The 25,574-nt window shown below is 60.4% G+C and carries 25 protein-coding genes; 9 read left to right on the top strand and 16 right to left on the bottom strand.

All coding sequences use genetic code 11. From position 1 onward, the window contains the following. Positions 1-56 precede the first annotated feature (56 nt). Both ACB031_RS21935 and ACB031_RS21930 read right to left on the bottom strand, forming a co-directional pair. On the bottom strand, positions 57-464 hold the full coding sequence (locus ACB031_RS21935) for a hypothetical protein (protein ID WP_005307387.1): 408 nt from the start codon (positions 462-464) through the stop codon (positions 57-59). Between the two features lie 272 nt (positions 465-736). Further along, on the bottom strand, positions 737-1,117 hold the full coding sequence (locus ACB031_RS21930) for a hypothetical protein (protein WP_017784672.1): 381 nt from the start codon (positions 1,115-1,117) through the stop codon (positions 737-739). Between the two features lie 567 nt (positions 1,118-1,684). On the opposite strand from ACB031_RS21930, the gene ACB031_RS21925 reads away from it, so the two are divergent. Together ACB031_RS21925 and ACB031_RS21920 are read left to right on the top strand one after the other, a co-directional pair. Beyond that, on the top strand, positions 1,685-2,191 hold the full coding sequence (locus ACB031_RS21925) for an AAA family ATPase (RefSeq protein WP_371140237.1): 507 nt from the start codon (positions 1,685-1,687) through the stop codon (positions 2,189-2,191). 565 nt (positions 2,192-2,756) lie between these two features. After that, a complete protein-coding gene (locus ACB031_RS21920) occupies positions 2,757-3,458 on the top strand; it encodes a hypothetical protein (RefSeq protein WP_371140236.1) in 702 nt (233 codons plus the stop codon). An 83-nt stretch (positions 3,459-3,541) separates the two neighbouring features. On the opposite strand, the gene glyS is transcribed toward ACB031_RS21920, so the two are convergent. Together glyS and glyQ are read right to left on the bottom strand one after the other, a co-directional pair. Beyond that, positions 3,542-5,611 (bottom strand): glycine--tRNA ligase subunit beta, encoded by a 2,070-nt coding sequence (gene glyS / locus ACB031_RS21915; RefSeq protein ID WP_371140235.1) that lies wholly within the window; start codon positions 5,609-5,611, stop codon positions 3,542-3,544. Between the two features lie 9 nt (positions 5,612-5,620). Further along, positions 5,621-6,544, bottom strand: coding sequence for a glycine--tRNA ligase subunit alpha (gene glyQ, locus ACB031_RS21910; protein WP_005339464.1), 924 nt, complete (start codon positions 6,542-6,544; stop codon positions 5,621-5,623). A 209-nt stretch (positions 6,545-6,753) separates the two neighbouring features. On the opposite strand from glyQ, the gene ACB031_RS21905 reads away from it, so the two are divergent. Continuing rightward, positions 6,754-7,332: a DNA-3-methyladenine glycosylase I gene (locus ACB031_RS21905; RefSeq protein WP_371140234.1), complete on the top strand. Its 579-nt coding sequence runs from the start codon at positions 6,754-6,756 to the stop codon at positions 7,330-7,332. Positions 7,333-7,412: 80 nt separating this feature from the next. On the opposite strand, the gene ACB031_RS21900 is transcribed toward ACB031_RS21905, so the two are convergent. Then, on the bottom strand, positions 7,413-9,449 hold the full coding sequence (locus ACB031_RS21900) for a bacteriohemerythrin (protein WP_279462813.1): 2,037 nt from the start codon (positions 9,447-9,449) through the stop codon (positions 7,413-7,415). Positions 9,450-9,700: 251 nt separating this feature from the next. On the opposite strand from ACB031_RS21900, the gene ACB031_RS21895 reads away from it, so the two are divergent. Next, the gene (locus tag ACB031_RS21895) at positions 9,701-10,357 is read left to right on the top strand and encodes an OmpA family lipoprotein (RefSeq protein WP_005307410.1); all 657 of its coding nucleotides are present in this window, start codon (positions 9,701-9,703) and stop codon (positions 10,355-10,357) included. 144 nt (positions 10,358-10,501) lie between these two features. Here the strand turns inward: ACB031_RS21895 and ACB031_RS21890 are convergent, their stop codons facing one another. From ACB031_RS21890 to tusA, 4 genes are read right to left on the bottom strand one after another with little or no spacing between them, the layout of a single operon-like run. Then, positions 10,502-10,609 (bottom strand): hypothetical protein, encoded by a 108-nt coding sequence (locus ACB031_RS21890; protein ID WP_017783254.1) that lies wholly within the window; start codon positions 10,607-10,609, stop codon positions 10,502-10,504. Positions 10,610-10,619: 10 nt separating this feature from the next. After that, entirely contained in the window at positions 10,620-10,727 is a 108-nt protein-coding gene (locus ACB031_RS21885) for an endoribonuclease L-PSP (protein WP_010672406.1), read from the bottom strand. A 10-nt stretch (positions 10,728-10,737) separates the two neighbouring features. After that, positions 10,738-11,085, bottom strand: coding sequence for a RidA family protein (locus tag ACB031_RS21880; RefSeq protein WP_005307413.1), 348 nt, complete (start codon positions 11,083-11,085; stop codon positions 10,738-10,740). 21 nt (positions 11,086-11,106) lie between these two features. After that, entirely contained in the window at positions 11,107-11,352 is a 246-nt protein-coding gene (tusA, locus tag ACB031_RS21875) for a sulfurtransferase TusA (protein ID WP_005307416.1), read from the bottom strand. 171 nt (positions 11,353-11,523) lie between these two features. Here tusA and ACB031_RS21870 point away from each other — a divergent pair, with 171 nt between their 5' ends. Then, positions 11,524-11,715, top strand: coding sequence for a hypothetical protein (locus ACB031_RS21870; RefSeq protein WP_005307420.1), 192 nt, complete (start codon positions 11,524-11,526; stop codon positions 11,713-11,715). A 72-nt stretch (positions 11,716-11,787) separates the two neighbouring features. Here ACB031_RS21870 and ACB031_RS21865 read toward each other — a convergent pair whose 3' ends face one another. From ACB031_RS21865 to ACB031_RS21840, 6 genes are all read right to left on the bottom strand, one after another. Next, a complete protein-coding gene (locus ACB031_RS21865) occupies positions 11,788-13,026 on the bottom strand; it encodes an ABC transporter substrate-binding protein (protein WP_371140233.1) in 1,239 nt (412 codons plus the stop codon). A gap of 4 nt (positions 13,027-13,030) precedes the next feature. Next, on the bottom strand, positions 13,031-14,476 hold the full coding sequence (locus tag ACB031_RS21860) for an ATP-binding protein (RefSeq protein WP_005307426.1): 1,446 nt from the start codon (positions 14,474-14,476) through the stop codon (positions 13,031-13,033). Positions 14,477-14,527: 51 nt separating this feature from the next. Then, positions 14,528-15,250: a response regulator gene (locus tag ACB031_RS21855; RefSeq protein ID WP_010635539.1), complete on the bottom strand. Its 723-nt coding sequence runs from the start codon at positions 15,248-15,250 to the stop codon at positions 14,528-14,530. 341 nt (positions 15,251-15,591) lie between these two features. Then, on the bottom strand, positions 15,592-16,755 hold the full coding sequence (gene fadA / locus ACB031_RS21850; protein WP_005307433.1) for an acetyl-CoA C-acyltransferase FadA: 1,164 nt from the start codon (positions 16,753-16,755) through the stop codon (positions 15,592-15,594). A 21-nt stretch (positions 16,756-16,776) separates the two neighbouring features. Next, on the bottom strand, positions 16,777-18,924 hold the full coding sequence (gene fadB / locus ACB031_RS21845) for a fatty acid oxidation complex subunit alpha FadB (protein ID WP_201990500.1): 2,148 nt from the start codon (positions 18,922-18,924) through the stop codon (positions 16,777-16,779). A 202-nt stretch (positions 18,925-19,126) separates the two neighbouring features. Continuing rightward, on the bottom strand, positions 19,127-21,064 hold the full coding sequence (locus tag ACB031_RS21840) for an acetoacetate--CoA ligase (RefSeq protein ID WP_371140232.1): 1,938 nt from the start codon (positions 21,062-21,064) through the stop codon (positions 19,127-19,129). Between the two features lie 190 nt (positions 21,065-21,254). Here ACB031_RS21840 and pepQ point away from each other — a divergent pair, with 190 nt between their 5' ends. Genes pepQ through hemG form a run of 4 tightly spaced genes read left to right on the top strand, consistent with a single transcriptional unit; the run spans position 21,255 to position 25,220 of the window. Beyond that, positions 21,255-22,577, top strand: a complete 1,323-nt coding sequence (pepQ, locus tag ACB031_RS21835) for a Xaa-Pro dipeptidase (RefSeq protein ID WP_371140231.1) — start codon at positions 21,255-21,257, stop codon at positions 22,575-22,577. Next, positions 22,577-23,194, top strand: a complete 618-nt coding sequence (locus tag ACB031_RS21830) for an IMPACT family protein (RefSeq protein ID WP_019840761.1) — start codon at positions 22,577-22,579, stop codon at positions 23,192-23,194. Before pepQ ends, ACB031_RS21830 begins: the two co-directional genes overlap by 1 nt. 36 nt (positions 23,195-23,230) lie before the next feature. Next, positions 23,231-24,688 (top strand): TrkH family potassium uptake protein, encoded by a 1,458-nt coding sequence (locus ACB031_RS21825; protein ID WP_010635534.1) that lies wholly within the window; start codon positions 23,231-23,233, stop codon positions 24,686-24,688. Between the two features lie 7 nt (positions 24,689-24,695). Next, positions 24,696-25,220 (top strand): menaquinone-dependent protoporphyrinogen IX dehydrogenase, encoded by a 525-nt coding sequence (hemG, locus tag ACB031_RS21820; protein ID WP_024943017.1) that lies wholly within the window; start codon positions 24,696-24,698, stop codon positions 25,218-25,220. Between the two features lie 132 nt (positions 25,221-25,352). On the opposite strand, the gene ACB031_RS21815 is transcribed toward hemG, so the two are convergent. Next, positions 25,353-25,574 (bottom strand): hypothetical protein (locus ACB031_RS21815; protein WP_371140230.1); only part of this gene is annotated, 222 nt, incomplete at its 5' end.

Raw genomic sequence — 25,574 nt, 5'->3', positions numbered from 1 at the left:
ATGCCCAGCCCAGGAGGGGCATGACGGTGGTTGCTCGGGCATCGCGTTGGTGGGGCTTACTGGATGCTGACCGACAGGGTGTGGGGGACCTGCTCGCCACGGCGGGCGGAGGCGCGCATCTGATAGACCTGGATCAGGTACTTGCCGGAGGCGGGCAGGGCGCCTTGCCACTGGCCATCGCCATCATTGCGGCCCAGAGCCTCGGCCTGACCGGGTTGGGCACCGGGGGCGAAGACGTTGAAGTTGGCGTTGCTGCTGCCGCCGATCTTGACCGTCATGGTCTGGCCCGCCTTGGCCACCAGGGTGTAGTGGATGGTGTCGTAGCCCGCGAAGCTGCCCTTGAGCTGGGCGCTGTGGGCCCCCTTGGCAAACTGCACCGGGACCGTGGTGATCTTGTCGGCGGCCTGCGCACCGGCGGCGGCCATGGTGACGGCCAGCAGGGCAGCCTGGATTGCTCGTTTCATCGTTGCACCTCGTGAAGGGGCCCTGTCACCCTGGCAGAGCCGCCCTGACAAGATATGACTAAATCGGCGGACTGGCTATCCGGGTGGTGGTCGGGTCAGATGTGCCGATGGGGTAGATGTGGCGCGAACGGGTGAGATACCTGGCGATCCTATCCTCGCATGTTACAGCGCAAGGCAAGCGACGGTCGCGCGGGTTGTTAAAGCCGGGCGCTGCTGACTGGCCCGGCTTGGTGTTCACTCCCTTTATCGCACGAATCAGTGCGCGGACAGGATTAGGGGTTGAAGCTGCGGGTGATCTTCAGCTGATGAATCCCGCCGGAGCACTGGGCATCATTGCCCCAGGCGCTGACCGGCAGGCCGCGTTCCAGCGCCAGCAAGGCCATCTCGAACATGCCCCTGCCGGGGTAATCATTCAGGTTCTTGAAGACATGGAAGCTCGTGCTGCCCTGCTCATAATTCTTTTCCCATGAAATGACCACCGCATTGCCTGCGTCGGGGCCGCCACTGGCCGACTTGATATAACCGGCATGAACATCGGTCAACATGACCTGGTCAAGACACTGCACGTCGACCCGGTAAGTGGCCAAGGCACTGGTAGAGCACATCAGGGCGGACAAGGCGGCCAACATAACGAACTTCTTTTTTATGATCATTCTACACATCTCCATCTGTGTGTTTCAGGTGAATGGCGGAAATTAAAATGGAGAGGTTGAAAAGGCCATGGCTATTTCATTCAGATAAGTCTGATATTGATTTTATATATTGCTTTGCAAGTGCATTGTTTGGGTTTTTAATTTTAGCTGGGTGATAATGTGTTGATTTTAAACGGTTTGTTTTTGAATATGGATGTCATCATTTTTCATCATCACGGTGATATGAAAGATGATTAGATATATAAAATAACGCCATTTTAATGCTGCGTTGTTTATTTTTAGGTATGTCTTGGCATAAATAACAGCTTCATTAATGAGGCACAACAAGAAGAAATGGGGCGTACAAAATATCTTTTGTGGTTATTGCTATCCATCAGCCAGCCTGCATATGCATTTTGATGATCGGTAGGGGTGCAGGGTTATATTCGTGCGTATTCGATAATGGTTGCAGCTCAAGGGAGCCAGCTGGAGGGTATATCCTGCGAAGCCCTGAACTAAGACGCTGTAGGCGCGATGGCAATCCGATACCCTATGGCTCGGATTCTTCTTTTATCACGGGAATGGGACATGCTGATCATCTTCAGTGGTTTGCCGGGCAGCGGAAAAAGCACCATAGCGCGGGCCTTGGCCCAGCGGTTGGGCGCCGTCTACCTGCGCATCGATACCATAGAGCAGGCCATTCGTGCCGCCGAGCAGGGGGATAACGAGATGGGGCCGGCCGGCTATTTCGTTGCCTATGGGCTGGCCAGAGAAAACCTGGCACTTGGCTCGATCGTCATCACGGATTCCGTTAACCCCATCCAGCTGACCCGGGATGCTTACCACGACATCGCCCTCTCGGTCGGGGTGCCCTGTCTCGATGTCGAGGTGATCTGCTCCAATCCTAAGCTGCACCGCGAGCGGGTCGAAAACCGGACGGTGGATATCGAGGGATTGGCATTGCCGGACTGGCAGGCGGTGATCGATCGCGACTATCAACCCTGGGACAGTGAGCGTCTGGTACTGGATAGCGCCACCCTGTCGGTTACCCAGAGCGTGGAAAAGATTGTCGCTGCATTGGCACAGGAATCGTAGGTTCGATTAGCGGAGCGTAATCGAACGATCGAGAGGCTTTGATTGCGGTTGTTGCCACGAGTCTACGGCGGCCAGCCGCAGGGGGAAATCTGGCTGGCCGTTATGGCGGAAGAATCCATTGACGCGAACGTCCGATTACGCCTGACGGCTAATCGAACCTACGGGTTGCCCCCTTCTCCCCTTGTGGGAGAAGGGTTGGGGATGAGGGGGGGGTTATGCCAACCCAAGGTCAATATTGGGCTTCTCGAGGTTCCGAGATGCACTATATCTCACCGCCTTATGTAGGCCGATTAGAGCAGCGTAATTGGACGTGCGAGATGCTTTATTCCCGGTTTTTCTCGTGATTCAGCGGCGGGAATGTTGGTGGTCATAATAGCGAGATAGTCTATTTACGCGAGCGTCAGATTACGTCTGATGGTTCTAATTATCGGTCTGCCAGATAAGGTGTTTTTAATTGTTGTGCTTTGTGAAATCAGCCAAATATATGCAGTTGTAATTTTAATTCACGCTATACTATTGCTTCGTGCATGGATGTTATTAATTAAGCTCAAGAAAAGGAGTAAGAATGAAGTCAACGTATAATGATAGATTGTATATATATTGTCTGGCCATTATTACTATGTCAAGTGGTGTTGTCGCCGATGAAGAAAAGTCGATGAAAAATGAGTATGAGCGAGTTTTAAACTCACTTATGGGTGGGGAAATGATATTTGTTTGCGGAGGGGATGATGAAATATTTAAAATTTCCTCTAATATTTTTAACCAACCAAAATTATTCTGGAAAGATGGCGTTGAATGGACAGAGTTAGAACACGCGACCTTTAAGAGTGTTGGCGTTGTTTTTCGTGGGTTGGGGTTAACTGGGGGACTTCCATTCAGTGAATTTAATTTTCATGAAATAGTCCCAATATACAATCATGGGAATTTAATTTCTGGTCAACCAACTGAAAAAGATTATTTCTCAAAGATTGAAAATGAGAAGTTTGTTCCGTACGAGTATACCGTTGATATGCTTAGCGGTCTGATGACGTTAACTAATATTGAGCCGGTTGTTGATCATTTTAGATTTCGCTTTGAAAAATATGCCCGAGAACAAGCACTGCCTGATGAGTTTGTTGTCACCCTTGAGGATAAGAACAATAATGATATAAAAAGACAAGAAAGAAATGAAAATATAAGTAAAGTAATAAGTGAAACACCTCTAGAGTTTGAGGTCGAAACACCTGCTCGTTCATTTAAAATGACAAGATATTGTAGACTAATTTAAGGTGTGGTAATGAAATATAATATTCATATAAACTAAACGGCGCCTTAACGGCGCCGTTTTTAATATCACTTACCCAACCAATATCACTGCAGCAGGGAGATATCCGCCACTTGCAGGAACAGGTTGCGCAGGTTGTTCAGCAGTGCCAGACGGTTGGCCTTGAGGGCTTCGTCGTCGGCCATCACCATCACTTCGTTGAAGAAGGTATCGACCGGCTCGCGCAGGGCGGCCAGACGGGTGAGGGCAGCCTGATAGTCACCGGCGGCGAACAGCGGGGCCAGTTCGGCTTGCAGTTCAGCAATCTGGGTGGCCAGCGCCTTCTCGGCGGCATCGACCAGCAGTTCCGGTTTGACGGCGGTCGGCAACTCGCCTTCGACCTTGGCCAGAATGTTGCTCACGCGCTTGTTGGCGGCAGCCAGGGCCAGTGCGGCATCCAGCGTGCGGAAGTGGCTGACGGCCTTGACCCGGCGATCGAAGTCGAGCGGACGGGTCGGGCGGCGGGCCAGTACGGCCAGCACCACGTCGGCACCGATGCCTTCGTCCTGATAGGCGGCGCGGAAGCGGCCCAGCATAAAGTCGACCACGTCGGTGACGACGGTTTTGTTGGTCAGCTTGTCGCCGTAGACGCGTACCGCTTCTTCAACCAGTTCAACCAGATCCAGATCCAGCTGCTTCTCGGTCATGATGCGCAGGGCACCGATGGCGGCGCGACGCAGGGCAAACGGGTCCTTGTCACCCTTCGGCAGCATGCCGATGCCGAAGATACCGGCCAGGGTGTCGAACTTGTCGGCCAGCGCGACGGCGCAGGCAACCAGACCGGACGGCAGGGCATCACCGGCAAAGCGCGGCATGTACTGCTCGTTGAGGGCCACGGCGACCGCTTCGTCTTCGCCATCGTGACGGGCGTAGTGCATCCCCATGACACCCTGGGTGTCGGTGAACTCGCCGACCATGTTGGTCATCAGATCACACTTGGAGAGCAGACCGGCACGTTTGGCCTGAGCCACGTCGGCGCCGATACGCTCGGCGATAAAGCCGGCGACGGTCTCGATACGCTCGACCTTGGCCTTGACGGTGCCCAGCTGTTGCTGGAACAGCACGGTTTCAAGGCGCGGCAGGCGGGAGGCCAGGGTCTGCTTGAGGTCGGTCTTGAAGAAGAACTCGGCGTCAGACAGACGGGGGCGAACCACCTTCTCGTTGCCGCTGATGATCTGGCTCGGGTCTTTCGACTCGATGTTGGTGACGAAGATGAACTTCGGTAGCAGCTTGCCGTTCTTGTCGTAGACCGGGAAGTACTTCTGGTCACCCTTCATGGTGTGAACCAGCGCCTCGGCCGGAACGGCCAGGAACTTCTCTTCGAAGTTGGCGGTCAGCACCACAGGCCATTCGACCAGTGCGGTGACTTCTTCCAGCAGGTCGTCGTCCAGATCGGCCACGCCACCGAAGGCGGCAGCGGCCGCTTCGGCGTCAGCCTTGATCTTGGCCTTGCGCGCCATGAAGTCGGCAATCACCATGCCGCGCTCCTGCAGGATCTGCGGGTACTGGCTGGCGTTGTCGATGGTGAACTCGCTCTCGCCCATGAAGCGGTGGCCGCGCAGGGTGCGGGCAGAGTCGATACCTAGAATGTGAGCGGGCACCAGATCTCCATCCAGCAGCAGGGTCACGGTGAAGACCGGACGCACGAACTGGATGGTCTTGTCGCCCCAGCGCATCATCTTCGGGATGGGCAGCTTGGCCAGTGCTTGGCTAACCAGTTCGCCCAACAACTCTTTGGCCGGACGGCCTTCGACCTTGGCGGTGTGAACCAGCCACTCGCCCTTGTCGGTGACCAGACGCTCGGCCTGCTCGACTGTGATGCCGTTGCCACGGGCCCAGCCTTCGGCAGCCTTGGTCGGCTTGCCTTCGGCATCGAACGCCTGCGCCACGGCCGGGCCGCGCTTCTCGACGCTCTTGCTCGGCTGTTCGCCGGCCAGCGCGTGCACCTTCAGTGCCAAGCGGCGCGGGGAGGCAAACCACTCGACGTCGCCGAAGGCCAGATCGGCCTTGGTCAGCTCGGCTTTGAAGTTGTCGGCAAAGGCTTCGGCCAGGGAGCGCAGGGCTTTGGGCGGCAGCTCAGCAGTACCGATCTCTACCAGAAATGTATGTTGTGCCATGTCCGTTCCTTAACCTTGCTTGTTCTCACTGCGCTGACACATCGGGAAGCCCAGCGCTTCGCGGGAGGCGTAGTATGCCTCTGCCACGGCCTTGGTCAGGGTGCGAATGCGCAGGATGTAGCGCTGACGCTCGGTGACCGAGATGGCCTTGCGGGCATCCAGCAGGTTGAAGGAGTGAGCGGCTTTGAGGATGCGCTCGTAGGCAGGCAGCGGCAGCGGTTTTTCCAGTGCCAGCAGATTCTGGGCTTCCTTCTCGTACTGCTCGAAGCAGTGGAACAGGAACTCCACATCGGCGTGTTCGAAGTTGTAGGTGGATTGCTCCACTTCGTTCTGGTGGAACACGTCGCCGTAGGTGGTCTTGCCCAGCGGGCCGTCAGACCAGACCAGGTCGTAGACGCTGTCGACGCCCTGAATGTACATGGCCAGACGCTCGAGACCGTAGGTGATCTCGCCGGTCACCGGCTTGCACTCGAGGCCGCCAACCTGCTGAAAGTAGGTGAACTGGGTCACTTCCATGCCGTTCAGCCACACTTCCCAACCCAGGCCCCAGGCACCCAGCGTCGGGTTTTCCCAGTTGTCTTCCACGAAGCGGATGTCGTGGATCTCGGGATCCATGCCCAGCTCTTTCAGGGAGCCCAGATAGAGTTCCTGAATGTTGTCGGGGGAAGGCTTGATGATCACCTGGAACTGGTAATAGTGCTGCAGGCGGTTCGGGTTTTCACCGTAGCGGCCGTCAGTCGGACGGCGGGACGGTTGCACGTAGGCGCAGGCGATGGGCTCGGGGCCCAGGGCGCGCAGGCAGGTCATGGGGTGAGAAGTACCGGCACCCACTTCCATATCCAGCGGCTGAATGATGGTACAGCCCTGGCGGGACCAATAGTCCTGCAGCTGCAGGATCAGGCCCTGAAAGGTTTTGACATCGAATTTTTGCATAATTTTTTTCGCGCGAAATGAAATCAGAGCAAGATTTGCTGAATGTGAACCGAAGGAGTATACCGTCTGGCATGGTCGGATAATAGGCGAAATTACAGCGGATTAATGTGATGGCGCTGCGCCGGGCCTGGGCGGGAGGGGTTGTCGGCACTCCCATGCCCGGGTTGGCATCGACCCCGGGGATTGGATGAAATGACAGGAGAGAGGGAATGGAGTTGCGTTGCGCCTGGGTGACCAAAGACCCGGAATACATCGAATACCATGACAAACAGTGGGGGAGGCCGGTCCATGACTCGCGCGAGCTGTTTGCCAAGCTTTGCCTCGACGGCCAGCAGGCGGGGCTGTCGTGGATCACCATCCTGAAGCGTACCGAGAGCTACCATCGCGCCTATGCCGACTTCGATCCGGTGCGCATCGCGCAGTTCGACGAGCAGGATGTGGAACGGCTGATGCAGGACACCGGCATCATCCGCAACCGGCTCAAGGTGCAGTCGATCATCAAAAATGCCCGCGCCTATCTGGCGCTGGAGGCCGAAGGCATCGACTTTGTCGATTATCTGTGGGGCTTCGTGGGCGGCGCCCCCATCGTCAACCAGCGCCAGGGCAACGGCGACATTCCGGCGACCTCAGCGGAGTCGGATGCCATGTCGAAGGCGCTCAAGAAGCGTGGCTTCACCTTCGTCGGCAGCACCATCTGCTACGCCTTCATGCAGGCGGTGGGGATGGTGAACGATCATCTCGTCACCTGCCCCTGCCACGCCGAATGCCAGCAGGGGCCTGCGCGCTAATAAAGCGGGCGCAAGGTAAATAGAGAAGGGAGGCTGATGCCTCCCTTTTGCATATCGGCATGGCGCCAGCCATGGGGCCGTCAGGCGATTCCGGCCTGGCGCAGGGAGCCCGAGTACTGTTTGTCGACCTTGGAGATGTGGTTGAGCAGCCAGTTCTTGAGAAACACCAGCAGCTCCATGTTGAACTCCTCGTCGTCCGGGCCGTTGCGCTGCATCAGGGTATCGAGCTCCGCCAGCAGCCGGGCGTGTTCCTGCTTGTGACGGCGCAGCTCGGGGTAGCCCGCCTGCTCCATCACGCGCTCCTCGTCGGCGAAGTGCCGGGTGGCGAGCTTGAGCAGCTCGTCGAGCCGCTGCTTGCGAAGCTGGGCCGGACTCTTGTCGATGACTGCCTGGTAGAGCCGGTTCATCGCCTCGAACAAGCCCAGATGCTGGTTGTCCATGCTGGGCACCTGCACCATGAAGGCCTCGTTCCAGTGCAAGAGCTCCTGATCCTGGGTGGCTGAGCCAGCCTTGCTGACGTCGAACTGATCGCTGATGAGGCCGATCTCCTCGTTGGCCTGGTTCATGTCCCGGGTGTGGCTGCGGCTCTGGCGCGCCAGCTCCAGGCATTCGCGGGCAATGCTGGCGACCTCCATCACATTGCGGTTGGTCTCTTCGGTGACCTGGGCCTGCTGGCCGGCGGCGGTGGCGATGTGGCCGTTCATGTCGTTGACCCGGGTGATGGCTTCGACGATGGCGGTCAGGGTCTCGCCGGTGCCCGCCGCCTGGCTGACCGCCTGTTCGCTCACGTTGCGGGTGGTGTGCATGGTGGTCACCGCGTGGCGGGTGTTGTGCTGCAGCGCCTCGATGCGCTGCTGGATGTCGACGGTAGCGGCCTGGGTGCGGGTCGCCAGCTGGCGCACCTCGTCGGCCACTACCGCGAAACCGCGACCCTGCTCGCCGGCCCGGGCCGCTTCGATGGCGGCGTTGAGGGCCAGCAGGTTGGTCTGCTCCGAGATGGTGCGGATCACCTGCAGTATGTTGCCGATCTGGGTGCTCTCCTGATCCAGCTGGGTGACTTCCCCGGCGGACTGCTCGATGTGGTCGGCCACCTGGCGGATCAGGGTGATGGTCTGGCTTACCTGGCGCTGGCCGTCGTGGGCCTGCTGCTGGGTCAGCAGGGTGTCCTGGCTGGCCTGCTCGGTGTTGTGCTCGATGTTGTGAACGGTGGCGGTCATCTCGTTGATGGCGGTCGCCAGCATGTCGGTATTCTGCTGGGCCTGCTGCATGCTGCTGAGGGTGCTGCCGGAGTGGGCCATCAGCAGCGCCATCTTGTCGTGGGTCTTGCGCGACACCAGTTGTACCGTGCCGATCAGGTTGTCGATATTGCCGAGGAAGCGGTTGAACACCTCCGCCAGATAGGCGAACTCGTCCTTGCCCTGGCTGTGCAGGCGGAAGGTGAGGTTGTGGCTGTGGTTGGCCAGCTCGACCAGCTGGCCCATCAGATGCTGCAGCGGGCCGACGGTCTTGCGGTAGATGAGCAGCAACATCAGCAGGATGACGGTCAGGCTGACGGCCAACTGCAGCATGTCCTGACGCTGCAGGGTCTGGCTCTGGGCGCGGATATCCTGTTCCCGCTGCTTGAACCCTTGCTGTTGCTGTTCCAGCACGGCCGCGACCTGGCTGGCGATGTTGTCGGTGAGGGCATCGAAGCCTTCGTTCGGCTGCTTCATCAGCTGGTTGCCGGCCTCGCGCCCCTCTTTCAGGTAGATATCCACCATCCGCTTGCCGATCTCCAGCTGGCGGGTCAGCAGCGGGGTGAGAGGCGCCTGCAACTGTGGCAGCCGCTCCAGCAGCTGGCGAGCCGCCTGGGCGTGCTGCTCGGCCTCGCCGATGGAGTCCATCTCGCCGGAGACGGCGGCATCGGTCAGGAACTGCTGAACCTGGGTGGTGTGATACCGCAGCTCCTGCAGGGTGATCTGCTCGTTGGCGCTGAGGATGAGCTGGTTGGGAAGCTCACCGAGGCGGGCAGTCAGGCTGCTGCGCCAGAGCCCGCCCAGCGCCATGGTGAGCAGAATGATGAGGCTGGCACTCAACAGCAGGTGCCGGATCGAGACGTTGCGAAGCAGTGCGGACATGAGAGACCCCTGAGCACTATTGATGGTGCATTCAATAGTAGCCAATGGAGACGTATTTGGTCCGTTGAACAAGGGGATAGGTCAAGGTGGCGAGCTGGTTCCGGCTGCCGGTTCAGGCGGCATCCAGCCAGCCTGCGGATACTGGGACGTGGGCAGAGAGGGGCGTGACGCTGATAACGTCACACCTTGGCACACCTCTGGGGTAGAATGCGCCCTCTTTGGATTTGAGTCGGTTTTTTTAGAGGTTTTTCATGCATTTCAAGACAATTGTTCCCGCCGTTGCTCTGGCCGTCGCCCTGAGCGGCTGTACCACCAACCCCTATACCGGCGAGTCCCAAACCTCCAAGGGCGCCTGGGGTGCACTGGCGGGCGCCGCTGCGGGTGCCGCCGTGGGTGCGCTCTCCTCCAGCAAGGGTGACCGCAAGAAGGGGATCCTGACCGGTGTGGCCGCCGGCGCGGCGCTGGGTGGCGGTATCGGCTACTACATGGACGTGCAGGAAGCCAAGCTGCGCGAGAAGCTGCAAGGCACCGGCGTCAGCGTGACCCGTAACGGTGATCAGCTGATCCTCAACATGCCGAACAACGTCACCTTCGACAGCTCCAGCGCCCAGTTGAAGGCCGCCGGTGCCAACACCCTGTCCGGCGTGGCCATGGTGGTGGCCGAGTTCGACAAGACCCGCCTGAACGTGGTTGGTCACACCGACAGCACCGGCTCCCGCGAGCTGAACATGAAGCTCTCCGCCCAGCGCGCCGATGCCGTCGCCGCCCAGCTGATCGGCCAGGGTGTGACCGGCAGCCGCATCGCCACCAGTGGTGTGGGCCCGGATCAGCCGGTCGCCACCAACAGCACAGCCGAAGGCAAGGCCCAGAACCGTCGGGTGACCATCACCCTGACCCCGACCGCCTAAGCGGCCCGGTTCGCAGCCAATAAAAAGGCCCCGCCAGCGATGGCGGGGCCTTTTTATTGGGGCCGTTGCGAGCAATGACGCCTTGTTTTTTACCCCCTTCTCCCCTTGCGGGAGAAGGGGCGGGGATGAGGGGATAACTGCCTCTTAGACCGCCGCAGTCAGCTGCACTTCCACCTTGTAGCCTTCGTGGGCCAGACGGGCCTGGACGCAGGCGCGGACGGGGGCTGTGTTGGCGTCAGGGGAACCAGGCATCCCGCCCGGCTTAGACGGCGGCAGTCAGCTGCACTTCTACCTTGTAGCCTTCGTGGGCCAGACGGGCCTGTACGCAGGCACGGACCGGGGCTGTGTCGGCGTCAGGGGAGCCAGGCATCCCGTTTTGCTTAGACAGCTGCTGTGAGTTGCACTTCGACCTTGTAGCCTTCGTGGGCGAGGCGGGCCTGCACGCAGGCACGGACCGGCGCCGTACCCGCCGGAATCCAGGCATCCCACTGCTCGTTGAAGGCGGCGATGTCTGCAATGTCCTTGAGATAGATGTTGGCCATCAGGATTTTGTCGACGCCGGAGCCATTGGCTTCCAGCAGGCGCTGCAGGCTGGTCAGCACTTCGCGGGTCTGCTGGTGAATATCGGCGGTGTCGGTGGCGGGCACTTCCACCACGTAGAGGGTACCGTTGTGAATGACCACGTCAGACCAACGCTGGGTGGTGCCGATTCGGGTAATAGCTGGCATGGATTGCTCCGGTAGTGTGGCTCATTGACCCTTGCGGATCAGATAGCGGTAAGGGGCCTGCTCTGTCTCGCTGGCGACCAGGGTGTGATCCATGAAGCGGCAGAAACTGGGAATGTCGCGGGTGGTTGAGGGATCGTCGGCACTGACCAGCAGGGTCTCCCCATCAGCCATCAGCCGCACTTTTTTACGCACCATCATGACAGGTTCGGGACAACGAAGCCCGATTGCGTCCAACTCGTGAGTCGCGTCGCAGAATAAAGCACTCATCAATAATCAACCTTCAACCAAATCAGCTGCCAATGATACTCACGGCGAAAAAATAATCAAACGACCTGGGTTGTCAACAGCATATGTAACCAAAGTGTTATCCGGCCCTACCCACACCCCGCCGTATGAGTAATATAAAAATTGAACCATATTCAACAAGGAGGTGTGAATATGCAGGTCTCCTACGGCAGATTACAAGCCTACGCAGGCATGGGGTTCTTGTCTTTCGCCATGATAGTGATGGGCAGCCCGATCGGTAACACCGGCACCTGGTTCGGTTCCATGGTGATGATCGGACTGGGGCTCTGGATCGAGCTCAGCGATTACTATGACGAGGATGAGGACGAAAACGATCAATCCTGACCCCAAGACTCTCACGATGACAAAGGCGGATATCTCATCCGCCTTTGTCGTTTCTGGCCGTAGTGAAAAGCGTCAGCGGGTCGAGCGCATGGCCCGCTCCAGATGCAGGGCGGTCTGCTCCGGATTGGCTCTGGGGTCGTTGAAGAAGTTGCTCAGCACATCCATGATCGCCTGGCGCATGTTGGTCGGCGTCGCCATCCCCTCGGCCATGCTGGGCAGCAGGTTGCCCTCTCGCTCCGCCTGCAGGAAATCCTGGTAGGAGCGCACGGCGCAGCGGTCGAACTTGCTCATGTCCGGTTTGACCAGCGCCGGGATCGAACCCTTCACCCGGTTGAACTCCTGCTGGAAGCGCGGCGTCATCAGCAGCTGGGCCAGTTCGCCCTGGGCCTGCAGCTGGGCGGGATCCCGCTGCTTGAACATGGCGATGGAGTCGAGGTTGTAGCTGAACAGCCCCTGGCTGCCGGGGCTCGGCAGGCACTCGATATCCTCGCCTGGCCGATAGTTGCCGGCGCTCAGCTCGCCCTTTACCCAGTCCCCCATCACCTGCATGGCGGCGCCGCCGCTCTCCAGCAGGTTGGTGGCCTGGTGCCACTTCAGGCCGGCGTATTTCTCCGGCACATAGCTGCGCAGCTGCTGGAAGCGGGTCAGCACCCGCACCATGTCGGGGCCGGTCAGGGTGGCGCTGTCCTGTTCCACGAACGCCTTGCGGTAGAACGCTTTGCCGCCTTCGCCGAGCGCCACCGTTTCGAACAACACCGCCAGCTGCCAGGGCTCGTTGCCGATGGCGAGCGGGGTGATCCCTTGCTGCTTGAGCCGATCGGCCACGGTCACGAACTGGGCCCAGCTGGTGGGCGGGGTCAGCTTGTTGCGCTCGAAGATCTTGCGGTTGAGCCATAGCCAGTTGACCCTGTGGATGCCGGTGGGTACCGCCATCAGGGCGCCGTTCTGGCTGAGAGTCTCCCGCACCATGGGCGGCAGCTGGGGATACCAGCCGAGGTGTTCGGCCATGGGGCTGAGATCGCGCAGGAAGCCGAGTCCGGCCCACTCCCGCAACTCGAACCCCTTGAGGTGGGCAGCCTCTGGTGGGTTGGCCGCCAGTGCCCGACTTTTCAGCACCGTCATGGCGCTCTTGCCGCCGCCCCCTTGCACCGCGAAGTCGTTCCACTGGTTGCCCTGCTCGGTCCATTCTGACTTGAGCACCTCCACCGCCTTGGCCTCGCCGCCGGACGTCCACCAGTGCAGCACCTCCACCTGAGAGGCGCCTACAGGCAGGGAGAGCAGGGCGATGACAGAAAAAGACAACCACTTCATAAGGTTACTGCCTTGGTAGGGAGAGGGTGGCCTGCAGGCCGCCCTGCGGACGATTTTCCAGCACCAGATCGCCGCCGTGGGCGTGGGCTATGTTGCGGGCAATGCCCAGACCCAGGCCGGTGCCGGCCAGATCCGTGCTGAGCCGGTAGTAGGGCTCGAAGATGCGTTCGAACTGATCTTCCGGCAGGCCGGGTCCCTCGTCCATGATGAACAGGATCAGCATCTCTTCGTCGTCCATGATGATGATGCGCACTTTCTGGCCGTACTTGATGCCGTTGTCCACCAGATTGCCGATGCAGCGCTTGAGGGCCAGCGGCTTGCCGCGGTAGGGCTGCTTGCAGTGGCCCTCGATGGTCAGCCGCTCGTCGTGCAGGTTCATGGCCTCCGCCATCTGTTCCAGCATGGCGTCGATGTCGAGCTGCTCGATGTTCTCGTGGATGTCGGTGTCCTTCACCGTCTGCAGAGCCCCCTTCACCATCAGCTCCAGCTCGTCCAGGTCCTTGTTGAACTTGGCGATCTGCTGTTCGTCGTCGAGCAGCTCGACCCGCAGTCGCAGTCGGGTGATGGGGGTCTTGAGGTCGTGGGAAATGGAGCTGAACAGCCGCTCTCTGTCGTCGATATAGCGGCGGATGCGGTGCTGCATGATGTTGAAGGCGCGGGTGGCCGCCACTATCTCGGAGGCCCCCTCTTCCTTGAGAGAGGGCTGGTCGATGTCCTTGCCGAGGTTGACTGCAGCCTTGGCCAGCCGGCGCAGCGGCCGCGTCTGCCAGCGCACCAGCAGGAAGGTGAAGAAGCAGAGGAACACCGTCATCAGGGCGATGAAGCGCACCTGGTTGCTGGGCATGACGGTGTCATCCAGCGTCATGTAGGGGGCGGGCAACAGGGCCGCCAGATAGAGCCACTCCCCCGGCTCTATCTCGATCTGGGTCACCAGTACCGGCGGGTTGAGCGGCTCCAGCGACAGGGTATAGCGGGCCCAGGAGGAGGGCAGATCCGCCAGCAGGGTGTCGTTGTTGAAGACATGCAGATCCTCTGGCCGCGAGAAGTCCACCTTGATCGCCATGGCGTCGGAGAGCTTGCGAGTCAGCACCCCCTGCACCTCCTTGAGCACCAGCGTCTTGCGCTCGCTGTCGGGGATGGCGCTGATGTGGATCTCCTCTTCGTTCAGGGAGACGAAGAAGCGGCTGCCGCCCATGTTGCGCAGCTGGTCCAGCGCGATGTGGCGATACTGCAGCGGCAAGGATTTGAAGAAGTTGACGGTGGAGGCGGCCGACAGCGCCAGGTTGCGGGTGGTGCTGAGCATGCCCTCCAGCTCCCGCTTCTGGATCTGCTGCATCCAGATGCCGGTGAGGATGGTCTGGGAGAGCAGGATCGCCAGCAGCAACAGCAGCAGCATCCGCGACAGCAGGGAGCGGGGTACCAGGACCCGCCAGAACCACCTGCTATTCATGGGATCTCTCGCCTTGTGTCGATCAGCATGCCGTCGCTACCTTGCTGGCTCTCATGGGATCTCGTGCACCTCGGCGATCAGCATGTAGCCACTGCCGCGAATGGTCTTGATGATGCGCGGGCTCTTGCCGTTGTCACCCAGCTTCTGGCGCAATCGGCTGATCTGTACGTCGATGCCGCGCTCCATCGGCAGACTCTCGCGACCGCGAGTGGCGTCCGAGATGGTATCCCGGTCCAGCACCACGCCGGGCTGCTGCAGGAACATGCCGAGCAGCATGGCATCGCTGCCGGAGAGATCCAGCAGGCTGCCATCCTCGTGAGTCAGCTGGTGGCTCAGGGTATCCAGGGTCCACTCGGCGAAGCGCAGCCGACGGCTCGGCTCCTTCTCTTTCTCCGGCTGGCGGAATTCGGCGCGGCGCAGCAGCGCCTTGATGCGGGCCTGCAGTTCGCGCGGGCTGAACGGCTTGGCGATGTAGTCGTCGGCACCGAGTTCCAGCCCGATCACCCGGTCAGCCTCGTCGGAGGCGGCGGTCAGCATGATGATGGGGACCTGAGAGTCGCGACGGATCTGCTGGCAGAGGGTAAAACCGTCGTCGCCAGGCATCATGATATCGAGAATGATGAGGTCCGGGCTGTGCTGGGCGAGCTGCTGGCGCATCTCGTTACCCTCCGCTGCGGTCAATACCTCGAAACCAGCCCTGGTCAGGTATTCATTGAGCAGCTCGCGGATCTCTTGGTCGTCGTCGACGATCAGCAGTTGTTTGCTCGTTGACATATGTATGTGCATCCACCCATTTTTTTGTGCAGATTGAACCTGTCGGGGGAGCAAAAAGCAAGCAAGCCCCCCATCTAATGTGAGGTTATGGGCAATATCCTCCCATATCCTGCCGTGCAAATAAAAAAGGCCGACCCAAACGGGCCGGCCAAGACGCAGATGCTGACGACAGAAGTGCACCCCGTGTGGCGCACTCCACAGACTCGATGACGGGGCAGTCTGACCGACCCCAAAACCTGCGATACGGGCCGCTTCGCCGGGAAGCTGAAGCGGGCCCATATTGTAAAATTCAGCCCCTGGCGGGGCACTTCCCGGACCGGCGCACCGGTCCGGGGATACAGTTACACTCGCTCGAACACGGTGGCGATACCCTGACCCAGGCCGATGCACATGGTGGCCACGCCCAGGGTCGCGTCCTTCTCTTCCATCAGATTGATCAGGGTGGTGGAGATGCGGGCGCCGGAGCAGCCGAGCGGGTGACCCAGGGCGATGGCGCCGCCGTTCAGGTTCACCTTCTCGTCCACCAGGTCTTGCAGACCCAGATCCTTCACGCAGGGGAGGGACTGGGCGGCAAACGCCTCGTTCAGTTCGAACAGATCGATGTCGCCGACGGTCAGACCGGCCCGCTTGAGCGCCTTCTGGGTCGCCGGCACCGGGCCGTAACCCATGATGGCGGCATCGCAGCCGGCGATGGCCATGGCACGTACCTTGGCGCGGGGGGTGAGACCGAGCGCCTTGGCGCGATCCGCACTCATCACCAGCATGGCGGCGGCGCCATCGGACAGCGCCGAAGAGGTGCCGGCGGTGACGGTGCCGTTGACCGGGTCGAACACCGGGCGCAGCTGGCTCAGGGTGTCGACTGTGGTCTCGGGGCGGATCACCTCGTCGTAGTCGTAGAAGAAGCGGGCGCCGCTGGCGTCGTGCCCTTCCAGCCCGACGATCTCCTTGGCAAAACGCCCTTCCACGGTGGCGGCGTGAGCGCGGCGGTGGGAGCGAGCGGCAAACTCGTCCTGCTGCTGACGGCTGATGCCGTGCAGCTTGCCAAGCATCTCGGCGGTCAGCCCCATCATGCCGGAGGCTTTCGCCACGGACTTGGCCATGCCGGGGTGGAAGTCCACCCCGTGGCTCATGGGCACGTGGCCCATGTGTTCGACGCCGCCGATGATGAAGATGTCGCCGTCACCCACCTGGATGGCGCGGGAGGCGTCGTGCAGCGCCTGCATGGAGGATCCGCACAGGCGGTTGACGGTGACCGCCCCCACCTGTTTCGGGATTCCAGCCAGCAGGGCGGCGTTGCGGGCGATGTTGAAGCCCTGCTCCAGGGTCTGCTGCACGCAGCCCCAGTAGATATCCTCGATCTCGTTCGGGTCTAGGTTGGGGTTGCGCAGCAGGATGGATTTCATCAGGTGCGCGGACAAGTCTTCTGCACGCACGTTGCGGAAGGCGCCGCCCTTGGACCGGCCCATCGGGGTCCGGATACAGTCGACAATGACTACGTCTTTCATGAATGGATCTCCTTTCCGCAATCAGTAGAAGGTTTTGCCCTGGGCGGCCATCTCACGCAGCTTGTCGCTGACGCGGTAGAGCGGGCCCAGGTCGGCATACTGGTCGGCCATGGCGACGTAGCGATCCAGACCGATAGTGTCCAGATAGCGGAACACGCCGCCGCGGAAGGGAGGGAAGCCCAGACCGTAGACCAGCGCGATGTCGGCTTCGGCTGGCGTGGCAACTATGCCCTCTTCCAGACAGAGCACCACCTCGTTGATCATCGGGATCATCATGCGGGCGATGATGGCGTCCTTGTCGAAATCCTGTTTCGGCTTGGCAATCGGGGTCAGCAGCTCGTAGCTGGCGGCGTCGGCCACCTTCTTCGGCTTGCCCTTCTTGTCGGCCTCGTAGGCGTAGAAGCCCTTGCCATTCTTCTGACCGAAGCGGCTCGCCTCGTACATCACGTCGATGGCGGTACGGCCTTCCTTGCTCATGCGCGCCGGGAAGCCCTGCGCCATCACATCACCGGCATGGTGGCCGGTGTCGATGCCGACCACGTCCAGCAGGTAGGCGGGGCCCATGGGCCAGCCGAACTCCTTCTCCATCACCTTGTCGACGGCGGCGAAGTCGGCACCATCGGCAACCAGCTTGTTGAAGCCGAAGAAGTAGGGGAACAGCACGCGGTTGACGAAGAAGCCAGGGCAGTCGTTGACCACCACCGGGGACTTGCCCATGGCGGCGGCGTAGGCCACCACGCGGTTGATGGTGTCGTCCGAGGTTTGCTCGCCGCGGATGATCTCCACCAGCGGCATGCGGTGCACCGGGTTGAAGAAGTGCATGCCGCAGAAGTTCTCGGGGCGCTTCAGGCTCTTGGCCAGCAGGGAGATGGGGATGGTGGAGGTGTTGCTGGCGAGCACGGCGTCTTCGCCGATCACGCCTTCCACTTCACTCAGCACGGCCGCCTTCACTTTCGGGTTCTCGACCACGGCCTCGACCACCACGTCCACATGCTTGACGTTGTCATAGCTGAGGGTCGGGGTGATGGCGGAGAGCACCTGGCCCATCTTGATGCCATCGATGCGACCGCGCTCGAGCTGGCCGTTGAGCAGCTTGGTGGCTTCGCCCATGCCAAGTGCCAGCGCCTTCTCGTTGATGTCCTTCATCACCGCCGGGATGCCCTTGCTGGCGGACTGGTAGGCGATGCCGCCCCCCATGATGCCGGCACCCAGTACGGCGGCATGGCCGGTGGCCTTGTTTGCCTGCTTGGCGGCCTTCTTGGCCAGTGCCTTGATGTGCTGATCGTTGAGGAAGATGCCGACCAGCGCCTTGGCCACGTCGGTTTTCGCCAGCTTGATGAAGGTGGCGGCCTCGGCGGCCAGCGCTTCGTCCCGACCCATGCCGGCGGCGGCTTCCACCGTCTTCACGGCGGCCATCGGTGCCGGATAGTGTTTGCCCGCCACGGCGGCAACCATGCCGGCGGCGGTGGTGAAGCTCATCATGGCTTCCAGTTTGGAGAGACGCAGCGGGGCCTTCTTGGCGGCGCGGCGGCTCTGCCAGTCCAGCTTGCCCTTGATCGCGTCCTTGATCATCTGTACGGCGGCGCTGTGCAGCGCATCCGGGGAGACCACGGCATCGATGGCACCCACCTTGAGAGCGTCATCGGCACGGTAATCCTTGCCGGTGGTGATCCACTCCAGCGCGTTGTCGGCTCCGATCACTCGCGGCAGGCGGACGGTGCCGCCAAAGCCGGGCATGATGCCGAGCTTGGTCTCGGGCAGGCCGATCTTGGCCGTGGTGTCGGCCAGCCGGAAGTCGGTGGAGAGAATGGTCTCGCAGCCGCCGCCCAGGGCGTGGCCCTTGATGGCACTGAGGGTGGGCACCGGCAGATCTTCAATGGCGTTGAAGATGTCGTTGGCCTTTTTCAGCCAGCCGAGCAGATCTTCCTGCGGCAGATCGAACAGTTCCAGGAATTCGGTGATGTCGGCGCCGACGATAAAGGCGTCTTTGCCGGAGGTGAGGATCAGACCTTTTAGTTCACGTTCTTGTTGTAATGCGGCGATCGCTTCGCTCAGGGAGAGCAGGGTAGCGCGATCCAGCTTGTTGACTGAACCCGGAGCATCGAACCTCAGCTCGGCAATGCCGTCTTCGAGGTAGCTGACCGTCAGGGTTTCGCCTTGGTAGATCATGAGAGTGTCTCCTTGTTCCCACATGGTGGGGGGTGGTGCTCCTTTATCCCCAGCAGGGGGCGAGGCTCACTATTGATCCAAAAGAAGACAATTTCAACACCTATTTAAAACATTCGTTTAACAGATCTCGAGTAAAAGCTCGCCTCAGATTAACAATCAAAATAAAGGCGTCTGATGACGCCTTTATTAACCTTGTGTGGCCTCAGCTGGCCAGCTCGGGCCGGTCGCGATACTGGCTCAGCACCTCGGGATCGGCGAGAGCGTGGGTGTTGTTGACGGGCCGGTTGTGCACCACTTCCCGCACCGCCAGCTCCACTATCTTGCCGGACTTGGTGCGCGGAATGGCGTCTACCTGCAGGATGCGGGCCGGCACGTGGCGGGCGGTGCAGTGCTGGCGCACCTGTTGGCGGATACGCTCGCGCAGCGGCTCGTCCAGCTTGAGACCAGGCTTGAGCTTGACGAACAGCACCACCCGCTCGTCTTGCTGCCACTGCTGGCCGATGACTATGCTCTCTTCTACTTCCTCCAGCTGTTCGACGTAGCGGTAGATCTCGCTGGTGCCGATGCGCACGCCGCCCGGGTTGAGGGTGGCGTCGGAGCGGCCGTAGAACAGGATGCCGCCGGTCGGGGTCAGCTCTATCCAGTCGCCGTGGCACCAGATGTTGTCGAACCGCTCGAAATAGGCGGCGTGGTACTTGTCGCCGCCGTCATCTCCCCAGAAGCCGATGGGCTGGGCCGGAAACGGCTTGGTGCAGACCAGCTCGCCCTTTTCACCCTGCACCGGTTGGCCCGCTTCGTTGAATACCTGCACCGCGAGACCGAGGCCGCGCCCCTGGCTCTCGCCGCGGTAGACGGGGCTGAGCGGGTTGCCGATGACGAAGCAGGAGCAGATGTCGGTGCCACCGGAGATGGAGCTGAGCTGCACATCCTGCTTGATCTGCTGATAGACGTAGTCGAACCCTTCGGGAGAGAGCACGGAGCCGGTGCTGCAGATGAGCCGCAGGTGTGGCAAGTCGTGGGTCTTGATAGGGGCATAACCCTGCTTGTGCAGCGCATCCAGGTATTTGGCCGAGGTGCCGAACAGGGCGACTTCTTCGTCGCGGGCGAGATCCCACAGCACGTTGCCGTCCGGGTAGAAGGGGGAGCCGTCGTAGAGCACCAGGGTGGCGCCGGAGGCGAGCGCGCTCACCAGCCAGTTCCACATCATCCAGCCGCAGGTGGTGAAGTAGAAGATACGCTCCCCCGGCTTGATGTCGCAGTGCAGCTGGTGCTCTTTGATATGCTGCAGCAGGGTGCCGCCGATGCCGTGCACGATGCACTTGGGCTTGCCGGTGGTGCCGGACGAGTAGAGGATGTAGAGCGGGTCGTTGAAGGCCATCGGCTCGAACTGCAGGCTGGCATCCGGCTGGCCTGCCAGGATCTGACGCCAGTCGTGGCCCAGTTGCAGGGAGTGGCCGAGCAGGGGGATCATGACCGTCTGCTCTATGCTGTCGATCTGGCCGACGACCCCCGCCACCTTGTCTTGAATGTCGATGGCCTTGCCGTTGTAGCGATAGCCATCCACCGCAAACAGCACCCGCGGCCGGGTCTGGCCGAAGCGCTCCACCACGCTGGCTTCGCCAAAATCCGGGCTGGTGGAAGTCCAGATTGCTCCCAGACTGGTGGTCGCCAGCATGGCTACCACGGTTTCCGGGATATTGGGCAGATAGGCGGCCACTACGTCGCCCCGGCCGATTCCTTGGCCACGCAACCACTGAGCCAGCCTGGCCACCTGATCCGCCAGTTCGCGCCAGCTCAAGGTCTGGCTGGGGCTCCCTTCGATGCGGGAGATGATGGCCGGCGTGTCATCCTGACGGCGCAGCAGGTTTTCGGCGAAGTTGAGCCGGCTGTCGGGGAACCAGCGGGTGCGCTGCATCTCCTGGCGGTTCTCCGCCACTATGTTGCCGAGCTCGCCCTTGACGCCGCAGTGCTGCCACACCAGCGGCCAGAAACGGGTTGTCTTCTCCACCGACCACTGGTAGAGCTGGGCGTAGCTGTGCAGCTGTAGGCCGTGGAAGCGGTTGACCTCGGCCATGAAGTGCTGGAGGTTGGATTGCTGAATCCGCTCCTGATCCGGTTGCCACAGGCAAAGGTTGTGCATGAGTAGTCCCTGACTGCATGTATCTACCGGCAGTGTATTGAATTGTTTTTTATTTGTTAATGGTTGGTTTTTGTTTCATAACAAAAGGCTTGTAACGTATGCGTTACCTCACGAAGCGATTGCTTGACGGTTCGAGCCTTGATTCGCTTGATGTTATGCTGAAACCACATTTCTCCCGGAGCAGGACGCCATGAGCAGCTACAGCCAACTTTTTGCCCAGCACCTCGACACCTTGCAGCAGCGCACCCGCGACATACTGCAACAGCAGGGACTGGGCGGTCTGGCCATCCACTCCGGCCAGACCCACCGCATCTTCCTCGATGATCAGGATTACCCCTTCAAGGTGAACCCCCAGTTCAAGGCCTGGTTGCCGGTGCTGGACAATCCCCACTGCTGGTTGCTGGTGGATGGGGTGAACAAGCCGGTGCTGCTGTTCTACCGGCCGGTGGATTTCTGGCACAAGGTAGCGGACCTGCCCAACGCCTTCTGGGTCGACTTCTTCGATATCCGCTTCCTGACCCGCCCGGAGCAGGTTGCCGATCATCTGCCGGCCAACAGGCAGGAGTGGGCCTATCTGGGTGGCCATCTGGAGGTGGCCGAGCTGCTGGGGCTGGGCCAGCCCAACCCGGAGGCGGTCCTCAACTATCTGCATTATCATCGCGCCTACAAGACGGCATACGAGCTGGAGTGTCTGCGCGATGCCAACCGCATCGGGGTACGCGGGCACATTGCGGCCAAGGACTCCTTCATGGCGGGGGCGAGCGAGTTCGAGATCAACCTGGCCTACATGAAGGCGGTCGGGCAGGGGGCCAATGAGGCGCCCTACAGCAATATCGTCGCCATCAATCGCAATGCGGCCATTCTGCACTACACCCACCTCTCCACTCAGCGGGTGCCCGATGCGGAGCGCTACTCCTTCCTCATCGACGCCGGCGTGGACGTGCACGGCTATGCCTCCGACATCACCCGGACCTGGGCCTGGCGGCGCGGCGAGTTTGCCGATCTGATCGCGGCGCTGGATGCCCAGCAGCAGGAGATCATCGAGGAGATCAAGCCGGGCCGCCGTTACAGCGAGCTGCATCTGCAGATGCATCACAGGCTGGCGCGCCTGCTGCAAGCCACCGAGCTGGTGGACATGTCGGTGGACGAGATGATCCACACCGGGGTGACCAACGTCTTCTTCCCCCACGGCCTCGGCCACTTCCTCGGCCTGCAGGTACACGATGCCGGCGGCTTCATGCAGGATGAGCGCGGCACCCACCTGTCGGCTCCCGAACAGTTCCCCTATCTGCGCTGCACCCGGGTGATGGAGGTGGGCCAGGTGTTCACCATAGAGCCGGGCCTCTACTTCATCGACAGCCTGCTGGAGCCGCTGCGCCAGGGTGAGCAGGGCAAGCGGGTCAACTGGAACAAGGTCGAGGCGCTGCGCCCCTATGGCGGCATCCGCATCGAAGACAACGTGGTGCTGCATGCCAACGGGGTGGAGAACCTGACCAGACAAGCAGGGCTCTGATGGCGGCGGACTATTCCATACCGGCCGCACCGCTGGAGGTGAGTGAAGAGATCAAGAAGAGCCGTTTCATCACTTATCTTGCCCACACGCCGACCGTCGAGGCCGCCAAGGCCTGGATTGGCGAGATAAAACAACAACACCCCGGGGCCCGGCATCACTGCTGGGCCTTTGTCGCAGGTGCCCCGCAGGACAGCCAGGTCTATGGCTTCAGCGATGATGGTGAGCCCTCTGGCACCGCCGGCAAGCCCATGCTGGCCCAGCTGATGGGGTCGGGTCTCGGCGAGATCGCCGCCGTGGTGGTGCGCTATTACGGTGGCGTGCTGCTGGGCACCGGCGGTCTGGTCAAGGCCTACGGCGGTGGCGTGGGGGCGGCACTCAAGCAGCTCGAGACCCACATCAAGCGCCAACAGACCACCTCTCTCATCCAGTGCGACTATGTCGACATGGGGGCCGTAGAGGCCCTGATCCAGGCTTATCAGGGCCAGTTGCTGACGGCCGACTATGGCGCCAGCGTCACCCTGCAGGTGGCGTGGGAGTCCGCGCTCTGGGCCCGAATCGCACAGGAATTGACCGACCGAACCCAGGGTCGGGTATCCCTTCGTCCCTTAGATGGCTAGAATCCATCGCTCTTTTGGTCTGAAGAGGGAGCCGGAATGCAGATTCTGAGCATCATTCGTATCGTTGGCCTGCTGGTCGCACTGTTCAGTTCGACCATGCTGCTGCCTGCGATGGTTGCATTTGGCTATCGTGATGGTGGTGGTGCCGAGTTCGTCAACTCCTTCTTCATCGCCCTGCTGCTCGGTGCCGCACTCTGGTTTCCCAACCGTCATCAGAAGAAGGACCTCAGGTCCAAGGAGGGCTTCCTCATCGTCGTGCTGTTCTGGGTGGTACTGGGCAGCGTCGGGGCCTTGCCGTTCCTGCTGGGAGAGGTGCCCGGCATGACGGTGTCCGAGGCCTTCTTCGAGTCGTTTTCCGGTCTGACCACCACGGGGGCGACCGTGCTTACTGGGCTGGACAACCTGCCCAAGGCGTTTCTGTTCTATCGCCAGCTGCTGCAGTGGCTGGGGGGTATGGGAATCATAGTGCTGGCGGTGGCCATACTGCCACTGCTCGGCATCGGGGGCATGCAGCTCTATCGCGCCGAAATTCCGGGGCCGGTCAAGGACAACAAGGTTACCCCGCGCATCGCCGAGACGGCCAAGGCGCTCTGGTTCATCTATCTGCTGCTCACCTCCCTCTGCGCCCTGGCGTACTGGATGGCGGGCATGACCCTGTTCGATGCCATCTGCCACTCCTTCTCCACCATGTCTGTGGGGGGCTTCTCGACTCACGATGCCAGCATAGGTTTCTTCAACAGCCCGGCCATCAACCTGATCACAGTGCTGTTTCTGCTGCTGGCGAGCGTCAACTTTGCCCTGCACTTCATGGTGTTCGCCCACAAGCCGGTGCGCCTGAGCAGTTATCTACGGGACTCCGAGCTCAAGGTGTTCCTGAGCATCCAGTGTGTACTGGTACTGATCTGCTTCGTCTCCCTGTTGTTCCACGGCCACTACGACACCTGGCAAGATGCGCTCAACCACGGCCTGTTCCAGGCGGTGTCGCTGGGCACGACTACCGGTTACAGCACCACCAGTTATGCGGATTGGCCCTCTTTTCTACCCATGTTGCTGATGTTTTCCGCCTTCATCGGCTGCTGCGCCGGCAGTACCGGTGGCGGCATCAAGGTGATGCGTTTCATGATCCTGTTCCTGCAGGGGATGCGCGAGCTGAAGCGACTGGTGCATCCACGCGCCATCTATACCCTCAAGCTGGGCCGTCGCGCCGTGCCTGAGCGGATTGTGGAGGCCGTCTGGGGCTACTTTGCCACCTATATCATTCTGTTCTTCATCTTTATGCTGTTGTTGCTGATGACCGGCTTGAATGAGGTGACCGCCTTCTCTGCCGTGGCGGCCGCGTTTACCAACGTGGGGCCGGGGCTGGGGGAGGTGTCGGCCAACTTTGGCAATATCTCGGCCACGGCCCAATGGATACTGGTGGTCGCCATGTTGTTTGGTCGATTGGAAATCTTTACGCTTCTGGTACTGTTTACCCCTGCATTCTGGCGTAGTTGAGGTTGGTATGGACAAGATTCTGGTGCTTTATTCTTCCCGTGACGGGCAAACGCGAAAAATCGTCGATGCCATGCTGGCTGAGATCGAGGGATGCGAGGTGGTGATGCAGGATCTGCACAGCCTGCCCATGTGCAACCTCAGCAAGTTCAAGAAGGTGCTTATCGGTGCTTCCATTCGCTATGGCAATTTCCACCCCAGCCTGTTCAGCTTCATTCATGCTCATCACGAACAGCTGGAAGTGGCCAACGCCGCCTTCTTCTGTGTCAACCTGACGGCCCGCAAGCCAGAGAAGCAGACCCCGCAGACCAATGCCTACATGAAGAAGTTTTTGCGCCTCTCCCCCTGGAAGCCAAAAACCCTGGGGGTGTTTGCCGGTGCGCTGCAGTACTCCCGCTATAACTGGTGGCAGACCCGCATCATCCAGCTGATCATGAAAATCACCGGCGGCAGCACGGATACCAGCAAGGACCTCGAGTTTACCGACTGGGGCAAAGTGCGCAGTTTTGCCCGTGATTTCTGGGCAAAAAAATAGCCATGGCAGTATGAAAGCGGCTTGAGCCCTGCGGATGCAGGGCTTTTTGTTTGATAAATAGACGCTTGACCGACCAAAACACGAAAAATGCCAATTTTTGCAAAATTCCCCTTGTCATCGCGGCGCGGCTCCCTATAATGCGCCTCCATCGACACGGCAAGCGGCAACGCAAACAACCAGGTCGGTAACCTCGAAAAGCCTTTGAAAATAAGGCTTGACTCGAGAAGGCGGTTGAGTAGAATTCCACTCCCGCAGCAGCCAAAAGCTGCGTCGCTCTTTAACAATTTGAATCAAGCAATCTGTGTGGGCACTCACAGCATCGAGCATCAAAAACAATTTTTGATTTTCAATGTC

Source organism: Aeromonas sp. S8(2024), assembly GCF_041403085.1.
Lineage (GTDB): Bacteria > Pseudomonadota > Gammaproteobacteria > Enterobacterales > Aeromonadaceae > Aeromonas > Aeromonas dhakensis.
This window is presented reverse-complemented; position numbering and strand designations above follow the sequence as displayed.